Annotated in this window: 15 protein-coding genes and 1 tRNA gene; 8 read left to right on the top strand and 8 right to left on the bottom strand. The window is 72.0% G+C overall.

The features are described from left to right. Positions 1-51 precede the first annotated feature (51 nt). From ACF1GV_RS23965 to ACF1GV_RS23955, 3 genes are all read right to left on the bottom strand, one after another. Positions 52-1,032, bottom strand: a complete 981-nt coding sequence (locus ACF1GV_RS23965) for a ribose-phosphate diphosphokinase (RefSeq protein WP_363263335.1) — start codon at positions 1,030-1,032, stop codon at positions 52-54. Positions 1,033-1,173: 141 nt separating this feature from the next. Next, positions 1,174-2,619: a bifunctional UDP-N-acetylglucosamine diphosphorylase/glucosamine-1-phosphate N-acetyltransferase GlmU gene (gene glmU / locus ACF1GV_RS23960; RefSeq protein WP_391684330.1), complete on the bottom strand. Its 1,446-nt coding sequence runs from the start codon at positions 2,617-2,619 to the stop codon at positions 1,174-1,176. A 117-nt stretch (positions 2,620-2,736) separates the two neighbouring features. Then, positions 2,737-2,808, bottom strand: a tRNA-Gln gene (locus ACF1GV_RS23955). Positions 2,809-3,042: 234 nt separating this feature from the next. Between ACF1GV_RS23955 and ACF1GV_RS23950 the strand changes: the two genes are divergently transcribed. Then, positions 3,043-4,353: a sensor histidine kinase gene (locus tag ACF1GV_RS23950; RefSeq protein ID WP_391684327.1), complete on the top strand. Its 1,311-nt coding sequence runs from the start codon at positions 3,043-3,045 to the stop codon at positions 4,351-4,353. Between the two features lie 12 nt (positions 4,354-4,365). Here the strand turns inward: ACF1GV_RS23950 and ACF1GV_RS23945 are convergent, their stop codons facing one another. Then, a complete protein-coding gene (locus ACF1GV_RS23945; protein ID WP_391684325.1) occupies positions 4,366-4,860 on the bottom strand; it encodes an SUKH-3 domain-containing protein in 495 nt (164 codons plus the stop codon). Between the two features lie 38 nt (positions 4,861-4,898). Further along, positions 4,899-5,417, bottom strand: coding sequence for a YwqJ-related putative deaminase (locus tag ACF1GV_RS23940; protein WP_391684323.1), 519 nt, complete (start codon positions 5,415-5,417; stop codon positions 4,899-4,901). A gap of 328 nt (positions 5,418-5,745) precedes the next feature. Between ACF1GV_RS23940 and ACF1GV_RS23935 the strand changes: the two genes are divergently transcribed. The 4 genes from ACF1GV_RS23935 to ACF1GV_RS23920 all read left to right on the top strand — a co-directional run bounded on the left by ACF1GV_RS23935 (position 5,746) and on the right by ACF1GV_RS23920 (position 11,475). Next, on the top strand, positions 5,746-6,735 hold the full coding sequence (locus tag ACF1GV_RS23935) for an SMI1/KNR4 family protein (RefSeq protein ID WP_391684320.1): 990 nt from the start codon (positions 5,746-5,748) through the stop codon (positions 6,733-6,735). 7 nt (positions 6,736-6,742) lie between these two features. Further along, positions 6,743-9,520 carry an SUKH-4 family immunity protein gene (locus ACF1GV_RS23930; RefSeq protein WP_391684318.1) on the top strand — a complete coding sequence of 926 codons (2,778 nt, stop codon included), beginning with the start codon at positions 6,743-6,745 and terminating at the stop codon, positions 9,518-9,520. 195 nt (positions 9,521-9,715) lie between these two features. Continuing rightward, positions 9,716-10,600: a DivIVA domain-containing protein gene (locus tag ACF1GV_RS23925; RefSeq protein ID WP_391684316.1), complete on the top strand. Its 885-nt coding sequence runs from the start codon at positions 9,716-9,718 to the stop codon at positions 10,598-10,600. A 167-nt stretch (positions 10,601-10,767) separates the two neighbouring features. Continuing rightward, the gene (locus ACF1GV_RS23920; protein WP_391684313.1) at positions 10,768-11,475 is read left to right on the top strand and encodes a DUF4328 domain-containing protein; all 708 of its coding nucleotides are present in this window, start codon (positions 10,768-10,770) and stop codon (positions 11,473-11,475) included. Between the two features lie 7 nt (positions 11,476-11,482). Here the strand turns inward: ACF1GV_RS23920 and ACF1GV_RS23915 are convergent, their stop codons facing one another. Next, a complete protein-coding gene (locus ACF1GV_RS23915; protein WP_391685084.1) occupies positions 11,483-13,063 on the bottom strand; it encodes a cation acetate symporter in 1,581 nt (526 codons plus the stop codon). Positions 13,064-13,092: 29 nt separating this feature from the next. Further along, the gene (locus ACF1GV_RS23910) at positions 13,093-13,479 is read right to left on the bottom strand and encodes a DUF485 domain-containing protein (protein ID WP_391684311.1); all 387 of its coding nucleotides are present in this window, start codon (positions 13,477-13,479) and stop codon (positions 13,093-13,095) included. Positions 13,480-13,800: 321 nt separating this feature from the next. Between ACF1GV_RS23910 and ACF1GV_RS23905 the strand changes: the two genes are divergently transcribed. Then, the gene (locus ACF1GV_RS23905) at positions 13,801-14,697 is read left to right on the top strand and encodes a hypothetical protein (protein ID WP_391684309.1); all 897 of its coding nucleotides are present in this window, start codon (positions 13,801-13,803) and stop codon (positions 14,695-14,697) included. 74 nt (positions 14,698-14,771) lie between these two features. On the opposite strand, the gene ACF1GV_RS23900 is transcribed toward ACF1GV_RS23905, so the two are convergent. Beyond that, positions 14,772-16,268 (bottom strand): MFS transporter, encoded by a 1,497-nt coding sequence (locus ACF1GV_RS23900; protein ID WP_391684307.1) that lies wholly within the window; start codon positions 16,266-16,268, stop codon positions 14,772-14,774. A 425-nt stretch (positions 16,269-16,693) separates the two neighbouring features. Between ACF1GV_RS23900 and ACF1GV_RS23895 the strand changes: the two genes are divergently transcribed. Together ACF1GV_RS23895 and ACF1GV_RS23890 are read left to right on the top strand one after the other, a co-directional pair. Beyond that, on the top strand, positions 16,694-17,482 hold the full coding sequence (locus tag ACF1GV_RS23895) for an ABC transporter ATP-binding protein (protein WP_391684304.1): 789 nt from the start codon (positions 16,694-16,696) through the stop codon (positions 17,480-17,482). Further along, complete coding sequence (locus ACF1GV_RS23890; RefSeq protein ID WP_391684302.1) at positions 17,479-20,058, top strand: ABC transporter permease; 2,580 nt, start codon at positions 17,479-17,481, stop codon at positions 20,056-20,058. Before ACF1GV_RS23895 ends, ACF1GV_RS23890 begins: the two co-directional genes overlap by 4 nt. The last annotated feature ends 72 nt before the right edge of the window (positions 20,059-20,130 follow it).

The raw sequence follows: 20,130 nt of genomic DNA, 5'->3' as shown, positions 1-20,130 counted from the left end.
CCTGTGCAGAACCCTTCCTGCACACCGCCCGCCGGACGCCCCCGAGCACTCCTACTGCTCGTCGAACAGGCTCGTCACCGAACCGTCCTCGAACACCTCACGCACCGCCGACGCGATCGTCGGCGCGATCGACAGCACCGTGATCTTGTCCAGATCGCGGTTCAGCTCACCCGGCGTCGGCAGCGTGTTCGTGAACACGAACTCACTCACCCGCGAGTTCTTCAGCCGGTCCGCCGCCGGACCCGACAGCACACCGTGCGTCGCCGTCACGATGACGTCCTCCGCACCGTGCGCGAACAGCGCGTCCGCAGCCGCACAGATCGTGCCACCGGTGTCGATCATGTCGTCCACCAGCACACAGACGCGGCCCTTGACCTCACCCACGACCTCGTGGACGGTCACCTGGTTCGCCACGTCCTTGTCACGCCGCTTGTGCACGATCGCCAGCGGCGCACCCAGACGGTCGCACCAGCGGTCCGCCACCCGCACCCGGCCGGCGTCCGGAGAGACCACCGTCAGCTTCGCCCGGTCGACCTTGCGGCCCACGTAGTCCGCCAGCAGCGGCAGTGCGAACAGGTGGTCGACAGGACCGTCGAAGAAGCCCTGGATCTGATCCGTGTGCAGATCCACCGTCAGGAGGCGGTCCGCACCCGCCGTCTTCATCAGGTCCGCGATCAGACGCGCCGAAATCGGTTCACGACCGCGGTGCTTCTTGTCCTGCCGCGCGTAACCGTAGAACGGCACGATGACCGTGATGGAGCGGGCCGACGCACGCTTCAGCGCGTCGATCATGATCAGCTGCTCCATGATCCACTTGTTGATCGGAGCCGTGTGGCTCTGGATCAGGAAGCAGTCCGCACCACGAGCAGACTCCTGATAACGGACATAGATCTCACCGTTCGCGAAGTCGAAGGCCTTCGTCGGGACGACCCCGACACCCAGCTGCTGGGCGACCTCCTCGGCAAGCTCGGGGTGGGCGCGGCCGGAGAAGAACATCATCTTCTTCTCGCCGGTCGTCTTGATCCCGGTCACAGCACTGTCTCCTCAGAGGTGTTCTCAGCTGGAAGTAGAGAGACCTCGCCGCTGGGGCGCGGCGGCAGGCCGTCTCAGCTGGTGGGGGTGCGGGTGTGTGCACTTATCACGGTACGCCGTCTTCGACGCACCTGTTCCCGGTCAGCCCTCGCTGCCCGGCTCCCGGGACGCCGCCTCGGCCGCCTTCGCCGCCGCGCTCCCAGGACGCTTACGCGCCACCCAACCCTCGATATTCCGCTGCTGGCCACGGGCCACAGCCAGCGAACCGGGCGGCACATCCTTGGTGATCACGGAGCCGGCCGCCGTATAGGCACCGTCCCCGACCGTGACAGGCGCCACAAACATGTTGTCCGAGCCGGTACGGCAGTGCGACCCGACCGTCGTGTGGTGCTTCTTCTCGCCGTCGTAGTTCACGAACACGCTCGCGGCACCGATGTTCGTGTACTCACCGATCGTCGCGTCACCGACGTAACTCAGGTGCGGGACCTTCGTCCCCTCACCGATCTCGGCGTTCTTCGTCTCCACGTACGTACCGATCTTGCCCTTACGGCCCAGGCGCGTACCCGGCCGCAGATACGCGAACGGACCCACGGACGCCTCCGGCCCGACCTCCGCCCCGTCCGACACGGTGTTGTCCACCCGCGCCCCCGCGCCGACCCGCGTGTCGTGCAGCCGGGAGTTCGGACCGACCTCCGCACCCTCCGCCAGGTGGGTCACACCGGTCAGCTGCGTCCCCGGATGCACGACGACGTCCTGCTCGAAGGTGACCGTCACGTCGACCCAGGTGCTCTCCGGGTCGATCACGGTGACCCCACCGAGCATGGCAGCGGTCAGCAGCCGCTCGTTGAGGATCCGGCGGGCCTGCGACAACTGCACCCGGTTGTTGATCCCGGCGATCTCCCGGTGATCCCCGGCGACGGAGGCACCGACCCGATGCCCGGCCTCGCGCAGGATGCCCAGCACATCGGTCAGGTACTCCTCACCCTGACTGTTGTCCGTGCGCACCTGCTTCAGCGCGTCCGCGAGCAGCGCCCCGTCGAACGCGAACACCCCGGAGTTGATCTCCCGGATCTCCCGCTGCGTCCGGGTGGCGTCCTTGTGCTCCACGATCGCCGTCACGGCACCGGAGTCGTCCCGCACGATCCGCCCGTACCCCGTCGCGTCCGGCATCTCGGCGGTCAGCACGGTCACGGCGTTGCCGTCGGCGGCATGCGTCGCGGCGAGCCGGCCGAGCGTGTCACCGGTCAGCAGGGGCGTGTCCCCGCACACCACGACCACGGTCCCCTCGACACCCCCGCCCAGCTCCTGCAACGCCATCCGTACGGCGTGCCCGGTGCCGTTCTGCTGCTCCTGCACGGCGGTGCGGACGCCGGGGGCGGTCTCGGCGAGGTGCGCGACGACCTTCTCACGCGCGTGCCCGACGACGACGACCAGGTTCTCGGGGTCCAACTGACGGGCGGAGGCCAGCACATGGCCGACGAGGCTGCGCCCGCAGATCTCGTGCAGCACCTTCGGTGTGGCCGACTTCATACGGGTGCCCTCACCCGCTGCGAGTACGACGACGGCGGCCGGGCGGATGACGCTCACGGGGGTGCCCTTCGGCTGGTGGTGGGGTGGGGGTGGACATCCGCAGGATACCGGGGCGTTTGGCGGGAGAAATGAGTGCGGGTCCTGACGGTGCTGTCAGGACCCGCGTGACTCCAGCTCCCCTGCCAGGACTCGAACCTGGAACAAATCATCCAAAGTGACCCGTGTTGCCAATTACACCACAGGGGAGGGTATAGGGCGCTAAGCGGACATTTCGCTGGTCCGTTGAGGTCGCGGCACCTACTATGCCGCACCACGCGCCTTCGATGCGACGGTACAAGTCGGCACTCTGCCGGACGGTGAGTGGATCGCGAGTTCATGCGCCCGGTGCTTCCGGGCTGTCGGCTTCGCCTGTTCGAGGGATCTCCGCCGGGGGTCGAAACTCGCCGGAAAAGCCCCGGGGGGCGCCCGTAGGCTGGAGGCATGACCAAGACGGGGGAAGAGCACGCGGCGGCCGGGGCCGGGCCGTGGTGGTGGGTGCGGTGGCGCTCCGCCGCGCTGGACTGGGGGCTCGCGGCGGTGTCCGCCGTCGAGTGTGCGGTGGAGGGGATTCCGTTCGCGCGGGACGCCGGGGTTCCGGTGTCCGTGGGGGTCGTGTTCGGGTTTCTCGCCGGGGCCGTGCTGCTCGTGCGCCGGCGCTGGCCGATCGCCGTCGTGCTGGTGTCCATCGCGGTCACGCCCGCGCAGATGGGTTTCCTCATGGGCGTGGTCGGGCTCTACACCCTCGCCGCCTCCGAGCTGCCGCGGCGGATCATCGCCTCACTGGCCGGGATGTCCCTGGTCGCGATGCTGATCGTGACGTTCGTGCGGTTGCGGCAGGCCGCGGACAGCGGTGACGTGGGGGCCTGGTTCGTGCCGTTCGCGTCCATCTGCATGGCGCTCGGGATGACGGCTCCGCCGGTGCTGCTGGGGTTGTACGTGGGGGCGCGGCGCAGGCTGATGGAGAGTCTGCGGGAGCGGGCGGATTCCCTGGAGCGTGAGCTGCAGTTGCTCGCGGAGCGTGCGGAGGAGCGCGCGGAGTGGGCGCGGGGCGAGGAGCGGACGCGGATCGCGCGGGAGATGCATGACGTCGTCGCGCATCGGGTGAGTCTGATGGTGGTGCACGCGGCTGCCCTGCAGGCCGTGGCGCGCAAGGACCCCGAGAAGGCCGTGAGGAACGCCGCGCTGGTGGGGGATATGGGGCGGCAGGCGCTGACCGAGTTGCGGGAGATGCTCGGGGTGCTGCGCAGTTCGGACGGTGGTGCGGACAGCAGGCGGGTGCCGGTGCCGCTCGCGGCTGTGGGGGTGGCCGCTGCCGCGGTGGCCTCCCGGGCCGCTGACAACGATGTGGTGGCCGACGGGCCGTGTCTGGCGGAGATCGAGGAGCTCGTCGGGCAGTCGGCGGCTGCCGGAATGGTGGTCGATCTGTCGGTCGAGGGCGAGGCGCGCTCGTGTGCCTCGGAGGTGGAGGCGACGGCGTACCGGGTGGTGCAGGAGGCGCTGACGAACGTCCACAAGCATGCGGCCGGTGCGAAGACGTACGTACGGCTGGCGTACCGGGGGGCGGAGATCGCGATGCAGGTGGAGAACGAGCCACCGCCGGAGGCGGGGTCGGCGTCGTCGGCGCGGTTGCCGTCGGGGGGCAATGGCCTGGTCGGGATGAAGGAGCGGGTGGTGGCGCTCGGCGGGGTGTTCGTGTCGGGGCCGACGGACGCGGGGGGTTTCCGGGTGTCGGCGGTGCTTCCGGCGCCGTAGCGCCGGCAGGGGTCAGCCGGTGGTGAGGCGGGCGGGCTGGGCGCCGGTGACGAGGGCGGTGAGGGCGTGGTCGATGTCGGGGCCGAGGTACCAGTCGCCGGTGTGGTCGAGGGCGTAGACGCGGCCCGAGGTGTCGATGGCGATGAGGGCCTGGGTGTCGGTTTCGGTGCCGAGGGGGCTGACGTCGGTGCCGAGGGCGCGGCCGAGGTCGCCGAGGGTGCGGGCCAGGTGGAGGCCGTGGAGGGGGTCGAGGTGGAGGGTGGCGGGGGCGATCTGGCGGCCGGGGCCGCCGGGGGTGACGGTGAGGCCGCCGAATTCGGCCCAGGCTTCGACGGCGGCGGGGAAGACGGTGTGGCGGTGGCCGGCGGGTGAGGTGTGTTCGCGCAGGGTGTCGGCCCAGATCTCGGCTTGTTTGATGTCCCAGCGTCCGGGTTGCCAGCCTGCGGCGCGCAGGGCGGCGTCGACGGGGACGGGGAAACGGGTGGTCGAGGTGCGGTCGGTGTGCATCTGCCCTGGTTCGTCGGTGGGGTGGTGTGCTGGCGTGGTCAGTCGTCGGCGGCGGGGTCGACGATGCGGACGCCGAAGTGGGCGCTGAGGGCGGTGCACGCGCGGCAGGGCGGGGCGAAGGTGCCGTGGAGGGGGTCGCCGTCCTCGCGGATGCGCCGGGCGGTGAGTTTGGCGTGTTTGAGGGCTTTGCGGGCTTCGCCGTTGGTCATGGGTTTGCGGGCGGCGCGTTTGCTGCGGGCGGCGTCGGCGGTGGTGAGGTGCCGGGAGATGAGGATGGTCTCGGCGCAGCGTCCGGTGAAGCGGTCGCGTTGAGTGCTGGTGAGGGTGTCGAGGAAGTCCTGGACGAGGGGGTGCAGGGCGGGGGGCTGGTCGCCGCGGGCGGCGGTGCCGGTGAGGGTGGCGCCGCGTACGGAGAGGGCGGCGGCGACGGTGGGGAGTATGCCGTCGCGGCGGTGGCGGAGGGCGGGCGGCAGGCCGGTGTCGGTGCTGCTCCAGCCGATGCGGGGGTCGCCCGTGGGGGCGGTGCCGGTGTGTGGGCCCGTCTGCGTGGCGTTCATGATCGTCTTAGCCTCCCGTGCATCCCCCGAAGGACTCAGAGTGCCAAATGGTGTGGTGAGTGCGGAAGCTGGGGCGGGATGACACGCCAGGGCCGGGGTGGCTGTGACGGTGCGGTGACAGCGTCGTGACGGCTGGTCACGGGAGGCGGAGGGGTCGCTGCCGGTGCGGGGTCGGTGCCGGTGACCGGGGTCGTCGTACCGCATAGGCTGTCGGCACCGCGATGGGCGCGGTCAGCGTGCCCAGGACCGTTGAGACAGTCGGATACGGGCCGTAGTGGACCAAGGGTGGTCATACGGGTCGTACAGAGTGCCGCAGGGGGCAACCGCCATGACGACAGGTCGGCTCGGGCAACAAGCCGCGCCGCCGAACGCGGCATACGCCGGGCAGGTCGTGCACTTCCCGGATCCGGTTCGGGCCGCTCGTCATCCCGGAGGGGTGCGGGTGGACGAACGGGGTTATCCCGACTTTTCGCCTTACGCCCGTGCGGCCGCGGAGATCGCGGAGCCGCCGGAGGGTTTCGGTGTCGACGAGTTGCGGCTGACGGACTATGTGTCGGCGAACGCGGCGCTTGCGGCGAGCGGGCATGAGCTGTGGGACACGGTGCCGAGTGTGGCGACGCCGCACGGGTGGACGTGGCATCACGTGGTGGGCTCGCGCCGCCTTGAGCTGATCCCGGTCGAGGTGAAGGCGCTGCTGCGGCACCACGGGGGGATCGCGACGTCGCTGGTGGACCAGGACAAGCGCGGTACGCGGCCGTTGCAGGAGACGCGGCCGGCGCACTTCGGGCTGCCGAAGTCGGGTGTGGCGGTGACGGAGCAGCAGGTGCAGGGGGTCGAGGAGGACCTGGGGTACCGGCTGCCGGGTGCGTATCGCTCGTTCTTGAAGGCGGCGGGCGGGTGCGCGCCGGTGGGGACGGCGCTGGACGCGGAATTGGGGCTGCTGGTGGACCAGCCGGTCTTCACGGTGCGGGACGAGGCGGCGGTCAACGACCTGGTGTACGTCAACAAGTGTCTGCGGGACCACCTGACGAAGGACTATCTGGGCGTCGGTTTCGTCCAGGGCGGTCTGCTGGCCGTGAAGGTGAAGGGGGAGCGGATCGGTTCGGTGTGGTTCTGCGCGTTCGACGACGCGCGGGACGTGGATCCTTCGTGGCCTCCGGCGGAGCGGGTGGAGCGGTTGCTGATGCCGTGCGGGGACGACTTCGACGCCTTCTTGTCCCGACTCGCGGGATCTCCGCCGGAGTTGGAGACCGTGGCGAATCTGATGGTGGACGGCGGGTTCGCGCGTGCCGTTCCGGTTTCTTCCGCGGGAGAGTGAGTTCGCGATGGTGACGTTCGCGCAGGCGCAGGAGCGCGCGGAGGAGTGGCTCAACGGGGAGGTGCCCGCGTACCAGCATCGTGAGGTGCGGGTGCGGGAGTTCGAGCTCGGGTTCGTGGTGTGGGGTGAGGACCGGGCGGACGGTCCGCGGTCGGACGGCGGCGGACAGCGGCTGGTGATCGCCCGGGACAGCGGGGAGGCCACGCTGTGGCCGGCGCTGCCGGTGGGCGAGGTGATCCGCCGCTATGAGGAAGAGTACGGGCGCGCGGGGACGGCGGCCGAACCGGCGCCGGCGCCGGCGGCCCGGGTGGACCTGAACCAGACGTCGTTCCTGCTGACGCCGCCGGAGTGGTTGCAGGAGGCGGCGGACAAGCTGGGTATTCCGGATCACCGCAGGGAGGGCTCGGGCGCGGCGGGCGGCTCGTACGGCTCCGGGGCGTCCGAGGGGGCCGGCGTGTCCGCTGTGCCCCCCGTGTCCGATACGCCCGGTGGTGCGGGCGCGTTGGCGCAGACGCAGGCCGGGGTGCCGGATACGCCGGGTGCGGCCGGGACGCCGGATGTGGCGCGGGTCGCCGAGACGCCGGGTGTGCCGGCGGGGGCCACGCCGTGGGCCGGTACGGACACCAACGCGGACGCCGGTGAGGACCGTTCGGTGCCGCTGCCGGAGACGGTGTTCGCGCCGCCGCTGAGCGACGCGGGGGAGGACCGGCCGCCGGTGGCCCTGCCGGAGGCCAAGACCGCGCTGATGTCCGGGGGCAGCGGGCTCCCGCGCACGAGGGTGGCCCCGGCGGTCACGGAGCCGGGCGCCTCGTCGCCGGGCAGCACGCCGCCTCCGCCGCCGGGTGCGTCGTCGTACGGCTACCCGCAGGGCCCGGGCGGACCGGCCACGCCTCCGCCCCCGCCGGGTGCCGCTCCGTCGTACGGCTACCCGCAGGGGGGCGGTACGCCGCCTCCGTCGCCGGGCGCCCCGTCGTACGGCTATCCGTCGGGGCCCGGGGCTCCGGCCGGTCCGGGTGGGCCCGCCACGCCGCCGCATGCCGGTGCCGGCGCGGGTGCGCCGTCGGTTCCGTCGAGCCCCGGTGACATCGCGGACGCCGCGACCAGCAAGGCGGCGCCGCCTCCGCGGCGTGGGCGGGGTGCGACCCCGCCGCCTCCGCCGGGTGCTCCCGGGGCTCCGGGCGCGCGGGCCGGCGCCGCGTCCGTGCCGCCGTCCGCGCCCGCGGCGGGCGGCTATGTGCCGACGCAGATGATGTCCTCGCTCGGCCCGGAGGGCCCGCAGCCGGCTCCGGCCGCGCCCGGCACGCCGAGCGCTCCCGGCACCCCGCAGCCCCCTGCCGCTCCGGGGACGCCCGGCGGCACCCCGCCGGGGGGTGTCCACCACGCGGCGACGATGTTCGCCGACCCGGGACGTCCGGGCGCCCCGCAGCCTCCGGGCGCTCCCGGCGCTCCGGGCGGTACGCCCCCCGGCGGTGTCCACCATGCGGCGACGATGTTCGCCGACCCGGGACGTCCGGGCGCCCCGCAGCCTCCCGGCGCGCCGGGTGTTCCGGGCGCGCCGGGTGTTCCGGGTGCGCCGACTCCGCCCGGTGCCCCCGGCGCGCATCCCTCGGCGGGTGGCGCGCGCGGTGCCGTGCACCATGCGGAGACCGTGCTGGCCGCGCCCCCGGTGGGCGGCCCCGGCGCACCTGTGCCGCCGCCCGCCCCGGGTCCCCCCGGCATGCCGCCCGGGGTGCCGCAGCCGATGCCGCCCGGTGCGATGCCCCCGCCGGCCGGCGGGCCCGTGCCCGGCTTCCCGCAGCCTGTCCCCGGTCAGCCGACCGTCGGCCCCGGCTACCAGGCCGTTCTGCGCTACCGGGCGCCGGACGGCTCGGAGCAGCAGCTGATCCGGCGTTCGGCGCCGGGCACTCCGCACCCGGAGTGGCAGATCTTCCACGAGCTGCGCGCCATGAACGTGCCGCCGGCCAACGTGCTGGAGCTGCACACGGAGCTGGAGTCGTGCGAGCTGCCGGGCGCGTACTGCGCGCGGATGATCCGGGAGCAGTGGCCTCAGGCGCGGATCACGTCGATCGCGCCGTACGGCACGGATCACGCGAGCCGGCAGCAGGGCATGCAGCAGCTGATCGCCCATCAGGGTGAGTTGCACCAGGTCGCGGACGGCCCGGCGCGTCCGGCGCCGGTGCGGGCGCCGCTGCAGCCGGTGCAGCCGGTGCCGCCGATCCCGCCGGAGGGCATCGCACAGGAGCTGGCGGTGGCGTTCGGACCGGGGATCTTCCGGTTCGAGCAGCAGGCGGTGTCCCGGCAGGGGGTGCCGCCGATCGTGGCGCACTCGCTGGTGGTGGCGGGTCTGCCGGTGGATGTGAGTCCGTTCTTCTGGGCGCAGGCCCAGCCGGGGCGGCCGGTGCCGACGCTGGCGGAGCTGGCGGCCGAGCGCGGGGTGCAGCCGGCGTCGGACGCGGGCTCGTACCTGGTGATGGGCACCGACTTCGGCAGGGCGCTGTGTGTGCAGTACGGCACCGCGCACATCGTGGCCGTGCCGGTGGAGGCGGGTCCGGGCGGGGCGCCGGTGCCGCCGCAGTTCGTGAACTCGGGGCTGCCGGAGTTTCAGCGGTGCCTTGCGCTGCTGGGGCGGATGTGGCGTCTTCGGTTCGGCCTGAACCAGGAGCAGGCGGGCCGCTGGACGGTCGACTTCCAGGCGCAGTTGGCGGCGCTGGACCCGGCGGCGCTGGCGTCGCCGGAGAGCTGGTGGTCGGTGCTGCTGGAGCAGATGTGGGACGGGTTGCTCTGACCTGTCGTCAGTGACCCGCGGCCTGGGGCCGAAGGGGCCGGTTCTGATCGAAAGATCGGGACCGGCCCCTTTCTTTTCCTCCGGTGACCGTGACGTTCGTCCGGAGTGTCGCGTTGTGAACATTTCTGCGCAATCCCTCAAGATGTGCGCCACATCATCATTTTTCGGGTCTGTTCGGCGGAGAGAGGTTCCGGGATGAGCAGCACATCGTCGACGCCGTACGGCTTCGTGACCGTCAAGGGGCGTGGCTACCGCCCCGAACAGGTCGACACCTTCGTCGCGGCGATCGCCGAGGACCGGGACGCCGCGTGGGAGCGGGCGGCCCGGCTCACGGTGCTCGCCAAGGAGATGGAGGGTGAGGCGCTGCGGCTGCGCGAGACGGTCGCCGCGCTCGAGCCGCAGACGTACGACGTTCTGGGCGAGCGCGCTCGGCGGCTGTTCCAGCTCGCGACCGAGGAGGCGGCGGCCGTGCGGGAGGGCGCGCGGCAGGCGGCGCAGGAGGAGGTGGCACGGGCCGAGGCGCACGCCGAGGAGGTGCTCGGGGCGGCGCGGGAAGAGGCGGAGGTGGTGCGCGAGGACGCCGACGAGCAGGCCCGGCAGCGCCTTCTCGCGGCCCGGGCCCAGGCCGGGGAGATCCGTGTGCTGGCCCGCCGCACGATGAAGTCCGCCCGTGGCGGGGAGCTGTCCGCGCTGCGCGAGCGACGGCAGCGGGCCGCCGGCCTGCTCGCCGAGCAGGAGCAGAGACACATCGAACGCTGGGAGCGGGCCGAGCGGGAGGCCGCCGAGCAGGCGGCGGCGCTGGACGCCCATCACGCGACCCTCATGGCGCGCGCCGAGGAGGCGCTGGAGGAGGCCCGCCAGGCGCTCGCCGACGCCGAGCCCGTGGGGCGCCGCTGCCAGGAGGTGGCCCGCGTGCGTGCCGCGGAACTGCTGGCCGAGGCCCGCCTGGAGGCGGAGCGCATCGCGCAGGAGACCGAACAGATCCTGCGTGAGCACGGGGAGCGCTGGGACGAGGTGTGCGCCCACATGGACCGTATGCGCGACAGCCTCAGCGACTTGACGGGCCGGCTCGTGGAGTAGGCCGCGGGCGGGCGCCCACGGGAGGCCGGGTGGGGCCGGGCCGGCGGGCGCCGCCCTTCACCTGTGTGATTGTCATGCACCGGGCGCCTGGGACGGGTATCGTTCCCCGGCCGCGTCGTGTCGCGGCACGTTCCGTCGACATCTCGCCCGGGGGGGGGCCTTCCATCATGTCCGCTGCCAACGAGCTGCGCCTGCGTCCACCGCTGCCCCAAGGTGCGCGACCGTCCTCGCACGGTCCGCTGATCGCCGCCGTGGCGGGGCTGGGCGCCGTCGCCCTGTGCGATCTGTTCAGCCTGTTCGCCGCCGTCCGGCTGCGTGGCCTGATCGAGGGCCGCGACGGCTTCCGCTTCGCCGACCGGCAGCGCCTGCTGGACGCCTACGACCTGTACGAGACGGCCGACCGGTGGCAGGTCCAGGCCTACCTGCCCTGTGCCGTCGCGTTCGTGGTGTGGTTCTTCCTGATGCGCCGGGCCACGGCCCCGCTGGGCCCGGACCGCTTCCGCAACGGTCCGGGCTGGGCGATCGGGGCCTGGGCGGTGCCGGTGGGCAACCTGTGGCTGCCGTACCAGGTCGCCATCGACATGTGGTACGCCGCCACACGGCTGCCGGCCGACGATGAGCCGTACCGGGCGGTCCGGACCTGGCCGGTGACCCTGTGGTGGAGCCTGTTCGTGTGCGGCATCCTCCTCGACCGGTTCTCCGCCACGCGATACCACGGGACCGAGAATCTGGCGGAGCTGCGGGACGCGGTCGGGCAGTACATGATCGGCGACGTGCTGAACGTCGCCGCCGCGGTCGCTGCCGTGTACTTCGCCGTCCAGCTGACGGCGATGCAGCGCCGTAAGGCGACCCGGGGCCGGCAGGCGGCCGCCTGAGGGTCCCTCACCCGCCCCGGCGCACCGCACCCGCCAGGATCCAGCCCTCCACGGCCTCGTACTGACGGCGCTGTTCCTGTGCCGTGCCGCGGCCGGACAGGAGCGTGCCGGCCCAGCCGAGGGCGAAGCCCAGGGGGATGGTCACCAGGCCGGTCGTGGTGAACGGGAACCAGTTGAAGTCCGCCTCGGGGAAGGCGGCCGCGGGCGAGCCGGAGACCAGGTTGGTGCCGGGCATCAGCAGCAGCACCGACAGGGTGCCGCCGATGAGGGTGGCGAGCACTCCGGCGCGGGTGTAGCGGCGCCAGAAGAGGCTGTACACCAGCGCCGGGGCGAGCGCGGAGGCGCCGATGCAGAAGGACAGGGTTACCAGCGGCTGCAGGCTGCGGTGCTGGACCTGGGCGGCGAGCAGGATCGCCGGGATGCCGACGCCGAGTGCGGACAGGCGGGCCAGCAGCATCTCGCGGCGCGGTGACATCTCCCGCACACGCGTGGCGAAGACGTCGTGCGCCAGGGAGTTGGCGCAGGCGAGGATCATCCCGGCGACCGAGGCGAGCACGGTCAGGAAGATCGCCGTGGTGACGGTCGTGAAGAGCAGGGTCTCGGCGTACGACACGTCCGCGCCGAACACCGCGCGTGAGCCCAGCAGATAGGCGGTGTTGCCGCGCGGGTCGGCCCCGGCGATCGCCGCACGGCCGAGCAGCGCGGTCGCGCCGACCCCGACGACCGTGACCACGGCCACGAACAGCACCACGCACGACACCGCCCAGGACATCGAGCGGCGCACCTGGCGGGCGCTGGAGGCGGTGTACATGCGCATGGTGATGTGCGGCAGGCACGCCCCGCCGAGGACGACCGTCAGCTCCGAGGTGATCATGTCGAGCCGGGGGCTCGCCCCGCCCGCGAACTCCAGCCCCGAGTTCAGGAAGGCCGGGCCCGCCCCGCTCTTGGCGGCCCCCGCGTCGAACAGCGCGCCCAGGTCCCAGCCGAATCGGTTCAGGACCAGTACGGCCACCACCGCGCCGGAGCCGAGCAGCATCACGATCTTCAGGATCTGGATCAGGGCGGTGCCCTTCATCCCGCCGATCGCCGCGTAGCTGATCATCAGCCCGCCCAGTCCGATGATCACGCCGGTCTTCAGCGCGTCACTGGAGAAGCCCAGGATGAACGCCAGCAGCTGCCCGGTGCCGGCGAGCTGCACCAGCATCAGCGGCAGCAGCGCGGCCAGGGTCACCAGGCTCGCAGTGACCCGCACCGCGCGGCCCGGCATACGGCGGGCGAGCGCGTCGCCCATGGTGAACCGGCCCGCGTTGCGCAGCGGTTCGGCCAGCAGGAACATCAGCAGCATCAGTGACAGCGCCGTGGCGAGGGCGAGGACGATGCCGTCGTAGCCGCACAGCGCGATCACGCCGCCGGTGCCGAGCACGCTCGCCGCGGAGATGTAGTCACCGGCGATGGCGAGGCCGTTGCGCAGCGGGGAGAGCGAGCCGTAGCCGGTGTAGAACTCGTCGAGGTCGTCGCCGTCGGGGCCGGTCATCACGCACAGCAGGAGCGTGACGGTGGCGACGGCCGTGAAGGCCAGCAGGGACATCGTCTGCGCGTTGCCGCTGAAGTCGGTCTTCACGCCGCCTCCCGCTCGGTGTCCATCTCGGCCTGCCGGCGGATGCGGTCCACGAGCGGGTCGACATGACGGCGGGCGGTGTGCTCGTAGATGGCCACCGCCAGCCAGGTGACGGGGAGCTGGACCAGGGCGAGCAGCAGTCCGGCGGGCAGGCCGCCGGTGACGGTGCGCGTCATGAACGAGGGCGCGAACGCCGACAGCAGGAGGAAGAGCGAGAAGTAGCCGAGCGCGGTCAGGGTGGCCGTGCGCCGCTGCCAGCGGTAGGCGCTGCGCAGTATCCGCAGGTCGCTGTGGCGGCCGAGGGGGCGGTGCGGGGTGTGCTGGGACGGCGGCGGGGCGGACCGCCGGGGGTGGGGGGTGTACGACGGGGGCGGGTCGTAGGACATCCCGGTGCTCCTTGCGCGGTTCGGGTCCGGGCAGCGGACCGCAGGGAGAGGGGTGAGCGGGGTTGAGCGGGGGCCGCACGCTACTAGCGCGTCGCCCGGAGCGCTGCCTTTTCGTCAAACTGGGCGGTCGGTATGCGATTTTTTCACGTGCTGTCACGGACCTGTGACAGGGAGTGGACACCTCCGCAGCCTCATGATCCGTAATGTGGTGGGCACAGCCACCCCGTTCGCAGCGGCCTCACCCGACCGAGCAGGCGGCATTCGGCTCTTCCTGAACCTCCCACCCGGCGCCCTTCGCGCCCCAGCTCCACAGGAGTCGTCATGCGCACCGCCCTCCGCACCGCCGTCGCCACCGTCGCCCTCCTCGGCGCGGTCGCGCTGCCCGCCTCCGCCGCTTTCGCGGCCGGCTCCCACGCCGTCACCCCCGCGTCGGCGCGGGCCGCCACTCCGGCCGGCGCCGACGCCCGGTACGACGGCTACAAGCTGTACGTCGCGCCGGGAACCCTCGCCGTCCTGCGCAACGTCCCCTCCGACGGCGGTCCGCAGGTCTGGCTGCGCGCGGTGTCCACCACCTGGCAGCAGACCGACGGCTGGGGCGGCCGCGTCCTCGCCCTGCTCGACCGGGGTCACACCACCGCCACCGTGGGCGGCCGCACCTACCGGCTCACCGGCGTCGCCCATGCCCGGCCGATGCTGGAGATCACGGCCCAGGGCGGCGTCGACAAGCACCTGCTGCCCGAGAAGGGCCAGGTCGGCACCCTCGTCCGCACGGTGAAGGCCGTCGACGGCTCCTACGTCAAGATCTACCGCATCGCCGACCGCGACTACCGCGGTGAGAACGTCTACCGCCAGGACTCCTTCGGCACGCTGCACGCCAAGGGCGCCACCGCCGGCGGCCAGCACAACGGCGTCTACTTCGCCCTCACCCCGGCCGGCCAGGCCTACAGCTGGACCGGCAACGTCAACGCCCAGAAGAAGACCGGCACCTACAAGCTGCCCAACGGCGTTCTCGCCAAGCTGTCCAAGAAGGGCAGCGTGTGGGCCGTCCAGCTGGTGCGGGCCGGCCACCCCGGCCCGGTGCGCTCCGTCCCGGACGGCAGCCCCGCCACGGCCGCGCAGGACGGCGACACGATCGTCGTGCTGAACGGCGACGGCACGTTCAGCAACCACGTCGTGGGTGCTGCCAAGCAGGCCCCGGGGGTCTACCTCGGCGCCTGACGGTGAACTGAACGGCAGACAGGCAGTGGCGACTTCGGCGGTCGCCGCTGCCTGCTTCGTTTCCCTGTGCGCGCTCAGTCCGTCAGGACCGGGAAGCGGCGCGGCGCGACGAACAGCAGCACCAGGAACGCCAGCGCCGCCGCGCACGCCGCGCCCACGTACACGGCGTGGACGGCGTCGGCGATGGCGTGCCGTACCGCCTCCGGTGCCCGGCCGGCCTCCCACGCGCGCGTGACGGAGTCCAGGTCGCCCGCGCCACCGAGGCGCGCGGCCAGCACACCGTTGGCGACCGCGCCGAAGAGGGAGGCGCCGATGGTCTGGCCGGTCTGCCGGCAGAACAGCACGGAGGCGGTGGTGGTGCCGCGTTCCGCCCAGCCCACGGTGGACTGCACGCCGACGATGAGCGGCAGCTGGAACAGACCGAGGGCCGCGCCGAGGGTCAGCATGAGCAGGGTCGGCTGCCAGGCGGCACCGGGATACGGCAGCAGCGGGAACGTCAGCAGGATCAGCGTGGCGGCGCCGATGCCGAGCATCGCGGTGTTGCGGAAGCCGATCCGCCGGTACACGTGCTGGCTGACGGCCGCCGAGATCGGCCAGGTCAGCGTCCACACGGAGAGCACGAACCCGGCGGCGACCGGGCCGAGCCCGAGCACCGACTGGGCGTAGGTGGGCAGGAAGACCGACGGGGCGACCATCAGCAGACCCAGTCCGCCGAGCGCGAGGTTGACCGCGGCGATGGTGCGCCGCCGCCACACCCAGCCGGGGATGATCGGCTCGGCGGCGCGGCGTTCGACGAGGACGACGACCACGGCGAGCGCGAGCCCGGCCGCGAACAGGGCGACCGACGGCGGCGACAGCCACGGCCAGGCCACGCCGCCCTGCACCAGCGCGGTCAGCAGCACACCGCCGCACGCGAAGACGGCGAGGGCGCCCGCCCAGTCGACACGCGCGCGTGGCCGCGTCTCGCGCTGCGGCTCGTGCAGATGACGGACGATCAGCCACAACGCCACCGCTCCGATGGGCAGGTTGATCAGGAAGATCCACCGCCAGTCGGCGTACGCGGCGAGCACGCCGCCCAGACCCGGTCCGGCGATCGCCGACACCGCCCACACCGTGGACAGCTTGGACTGGATCTTCGGGCGCTCCTTCAGGGGGTACAGATCGGCGGCGAGCGTCTGCACGGTGCCCTGCAGGGCGCCGCCGCCCAGGCCCTGCACGATGCGGAAGGCGATCAGGGCGCCCATGTTCCAGGCGAACGCGCACAGCAGGGAGCCGAGCAGGAACACCACGGCGCCGGCGACCAGAACGGGCTTGCGGCCGAAGGTGTCGGACAGCTTGCCGTACACCGGCAGCGTGACCGTCACGGCGAGCAGATAGCCGGAGAACAGCCAGGAGAAGACGGAGAAGCCGCCCAGGTCACCGACGATCTGCGGTACGGCGGTGGCGACGACGGTGGAGTCCAGGGCGGCCAGCGCCATCGCCAGCATCAGCGCCGCGACCACCGCCGCCCGTTGCCGGGTGCCCGGCCGCCGGACGACGCCGTCGCGTATCGCAGGTCTCGCAGTGTCCACCGGGTGCCCCTTCGCCGTGCCACGTGTCCGTGCCCCTTGCAGCTATCTGCCGGGGACAGCTTCCCACTTGACCCTCACGCAACGGGAGGGCGCAGCCTGGGTGCACCGGAGGGTGGAGAGGAACCCCTAGGGGCACTCCACCCGGCGGTGGAGGGCCCCTAGGGGTTCCTCCGCACTACGGCCCGGGGAGGGTTCGTCCCCCTGGAGGACGAGCGGGCGGGGCTGCCGTCCTTAGGCTGGCTTTACGCCGCTGGGGGGCGGCCGGCCGAACCGTCGGGGTGGGGTTTTCCCCCGCCCGAAGACGGGGTCCCACACCAGCGCGCGGCACCCCTGCCGCCCGCGAGACTCAATGCCGTAACCACACAGGACCGGACGCGACGTACCGGACACCTTTCGACTCTGCCGACCGACATAGGAGACATACCGTGACTTCGGCTGTGACCATTCCCAGGCACGGGGGCACTGGAGGGACAACGGCCGTTGCCGCGCGGGCGCGGCAGGTCGTCAAGGCGTACGGGGCGGGGGAGACCCGCGTCGTCGCGCTGGACCACGTCGACGTGGACATCGCCCGCGGGCAGTTCACCGCGATCATGGGCCCGTCGGGGTCCGGCAAGTCCACGCTGATGCACTGCCTCGCCGGGCTCGACACCGTGACGAGCGGCCAAATCCATCTCGACGAGACCGAGATCACCGGCCTGAAGGACAAGAAGCTCACCCAACTGCGCCGGGACCGCATCGGGTTCATCTTCCAGGCGTTCAACCTGCTGCCGACGCTCAGCGCGCTGGAGAACATCACGCTGCCGATGGACATCGCCGGCCGCAAGCCGGACCAGCAGTGGCTGGCGCGCGTGGTGGACACCGTCGGGCTCGCCGGGCGGCTCAAGCACCGGCCCAACCAGCTCTCCGGCGGTCAGCAGCAGCGCGTCGCCGTCGCGCGGGCGCTGGCGGCCCGGCCGGAGATCATCTTCGGTGACGAGCCGACCGGCAACCTCGACTCGCGTGCCGGGGCGGAAGTGCTCGGCTTCCTGCGGCGGTCGGTCACCGAGCTGGGGCAGACCATCGTGATGGTCACCCACGACCCGGTCGCCGCCTCGTACGCGGACCGGGTGCTGTACCTCGCCGACGGCCGCATCGTCGACGAGATGTACCAGCCGACCGCCGAGCAGGTCCTGGACCGCATGAAGGACTTCGACGCGCGAGGGCGTACCTCATGACCGTGCTGAAGACCTCCCTGCGCAACTTCTTCGCGCACAAGGGCCGCATGGCGCTGTCGGCGGTCGCCGTGCTGCTGTCGGTGGCGTTCGTGTGCGGGACGCTGGTGTTCACCGACACGATGAACACCACCTTCGACAAGCTGTTCGCCGCCACCTCCTCGGACGTCACCGTCACCGCCGAGAGCGCCTCGGACACCGGTGAGACGACCTCCGACAACGGCAAGCCGCCGGTCATGCCGGCCTTGGTGATCGACAAGGTGCGCCGCGTCCACGGCGTCAAGGCCGCCGAGGGCACGGTGTTCTCCACCTCGGTGACCGTCGTCGACGCCGACAAGGAGAACCTGTCACCGTCCTCCGGCGCCCCGACCATCGTCGGCAGCTGGAACGGCCAGGACGCCCGCACCATGAAGATCACCGAGGGCGCGGCGCCCCACGGACCCGGCCAGGTCATGGTCGACGAGGACACCGCCGGCAAGCACCACCTGAAGCTCGGCGACGAGATCGGCGTCATCAGCGCGATCGGCACGCACACCGCGAAGATCTCCGGCATCGCCGCCTTCCAGGTCACCAACCCCGGCGCCGCGATCTTCTACCTGGACACCAGGACCGCGCAGGACACCCTCGTCGGGCAGAGCGGCGTCTACACCAACGTCAACGTCACCGCCACGCCCGGAATCAGCGACGACCAGCTGAAGAAGGACGTCGTCGCCGGGCTCGGCGGCGGCTACAAGGTGCAGACCGCCAAGGAGGTAGCCGACGCCAACCAGAAGAGCGTCGCGAGCTTCCTCGACGTCATGAAGTACGCGATGCTCGGCTTCGCCGGGATCGCCTTCCTCGTCGGCATCTTCCTGATCATCAACACCTTCTCCATGCTGGTCGCCCAGCGCACCCGGGAGATCGGCCTGATGCGGGCCATCGGCTCCTCCCGCAAGCAGGTCAACCGCTCGGTGCTGATCGAGGCGCTGATGCTGGGCGTCGTCGGCTCGTTGCTCGGCGCGGCGGCGGGTGTGGGCATCGCCGTCGGGCTGATGAAGCTCATGGGCCAGATGGGCATGAACCTGTCCACCGACGACCTCACGGTCGCCTGGACCACGCCGGTGGCCGGCCTGGTGCTGGGCGTCGTGGTGACGGTCCTGGCCGCCTACGTCCCGGCCCGGCGCGCCGGGAAGATCTCGCCCATGGCCGCACTGCGCGACGCGGGCACCCCGGCCGACGTGAAGGCCGGCTGGGTGCGCGCTCTGCTGGGTCTGGTGCTGACGGGGGCCGGCGGGGCGAGCCTGTTCGTCGCGGCGAACGCGGACAAGGCGAGCGAGGGCTCGCTGTGGCTGGGGCTCGGCGTGGTGCTGAGCCTGATCGGATTCGTGGTCGTCGGCCCGCTGCTCGCCGGTGGCGTGGTCCGGGTCCTCGGCGCGGTCCTGCTGCGGGTCTTCGGGCCGGTCGGGCGGATGGCCGAGCGCAACGCGCTGCGCAACCCGCGGCGCACCGGGGCGACGGGCGCCGCGCTGATGATCGGGCTCGCGCTGGTCGCCTGCCTGTCGGTGGTCGGCTCCTCCATGGTCGCCTCCGCGACGGACGAACTGGACAAGAGCGTCGGCACGGACTTCATCGTCCAGTCCGACAGCGGGCAGCTGATCACTCCGCAGGCCGTCAAGGCGGCGAAGTCGGTGCAGGGTCTCGAGCGCGTCACCGAGTACAAGGTCCTCGACGCCACGCTGACCACGCCCGACGGGCGCACCACGAAGAAGGAGACCATCAACGCCGCCGACCCGGCCTACGCGCAGGACGTGCGCACCGAGACCGTCGCGGGCCGCCTCGCGGACGCCTACCGGCCCGACTCGATGTCCGTCTTCGAGGGCTTCGCCAAGGACCACGGCATCAAGCTCGGCTCCACGGTCGCGGTCGCCTTCAAGGACGGTACGACGGCCCGGCTCACGGTCCGCGCGATCACCAGCGACGACGTGGTGATCGACAAGGGCGCGATGTACGCGTCGATCGCGACGGTGACGAAGTACGTGCCGGCCGAGAAGATGCCGCTGGACATGCTGCTCTTCGCCACCGCCAAGGACGGGCAGCAGGAGAGCGCGTACAAGGCGCTCAAGGCGCAGCTGCACGACTACCCGCAGTACACCGTGCGCGACCAGACCGACTACAAGCAGGCGCTGAAGGACCAGATCGGGCAGCTGCTGAACATGATCTACGGGCTGCTGGCCCTGGCGATCGTGGTCGCGGTCCTGGGTGTCGTGAACACCCTGGCCCTGTCGGTGGTCGAGCGGACCCGGGAGATCGGCCTGATGCGGGCCATCGGCCTCTCGCGCCGGCAGCTGCGGCGCATGATCCGCCTCGAGTCGGTGGTGATCGCCCTCTTCGGCGCGCTGCTCGGCCTGGGGCTGGGCATGGGCTGGGGCGCGACGGCCCAGAAGCTGCTCGCCCTGGAGGGGCTGAAGGTTCTGGAGATTCCCTGGCCGACGATCACCGCGGTCTTCATCGGCTCGGCCTTCGTGGGCCTGTTCGCCGCCCTGGTCCCGGCGTTCCGGGCGGGCCGCATGAACGTCCTGAACGCCATCGCGACGGACTGACACAGACGGCCACCGTGGACGGGGGTCACGGGGGCGAGGCCCGGCGCCGGGAAGCCTTGGGGGGCTTCCCGG

It is taken from the genome of Streptomyces sp. NPDC014006, from assembly GCF_043088925.1.
Classification (GTDB): Bacteria; Actinomycetota; Actinomycetes; order Streptomycetales; family Streptomycetaceae; genus Streptomyces.
This window is presented reverse-complemented; position numbering and strand designations above follow the sequence as displayed.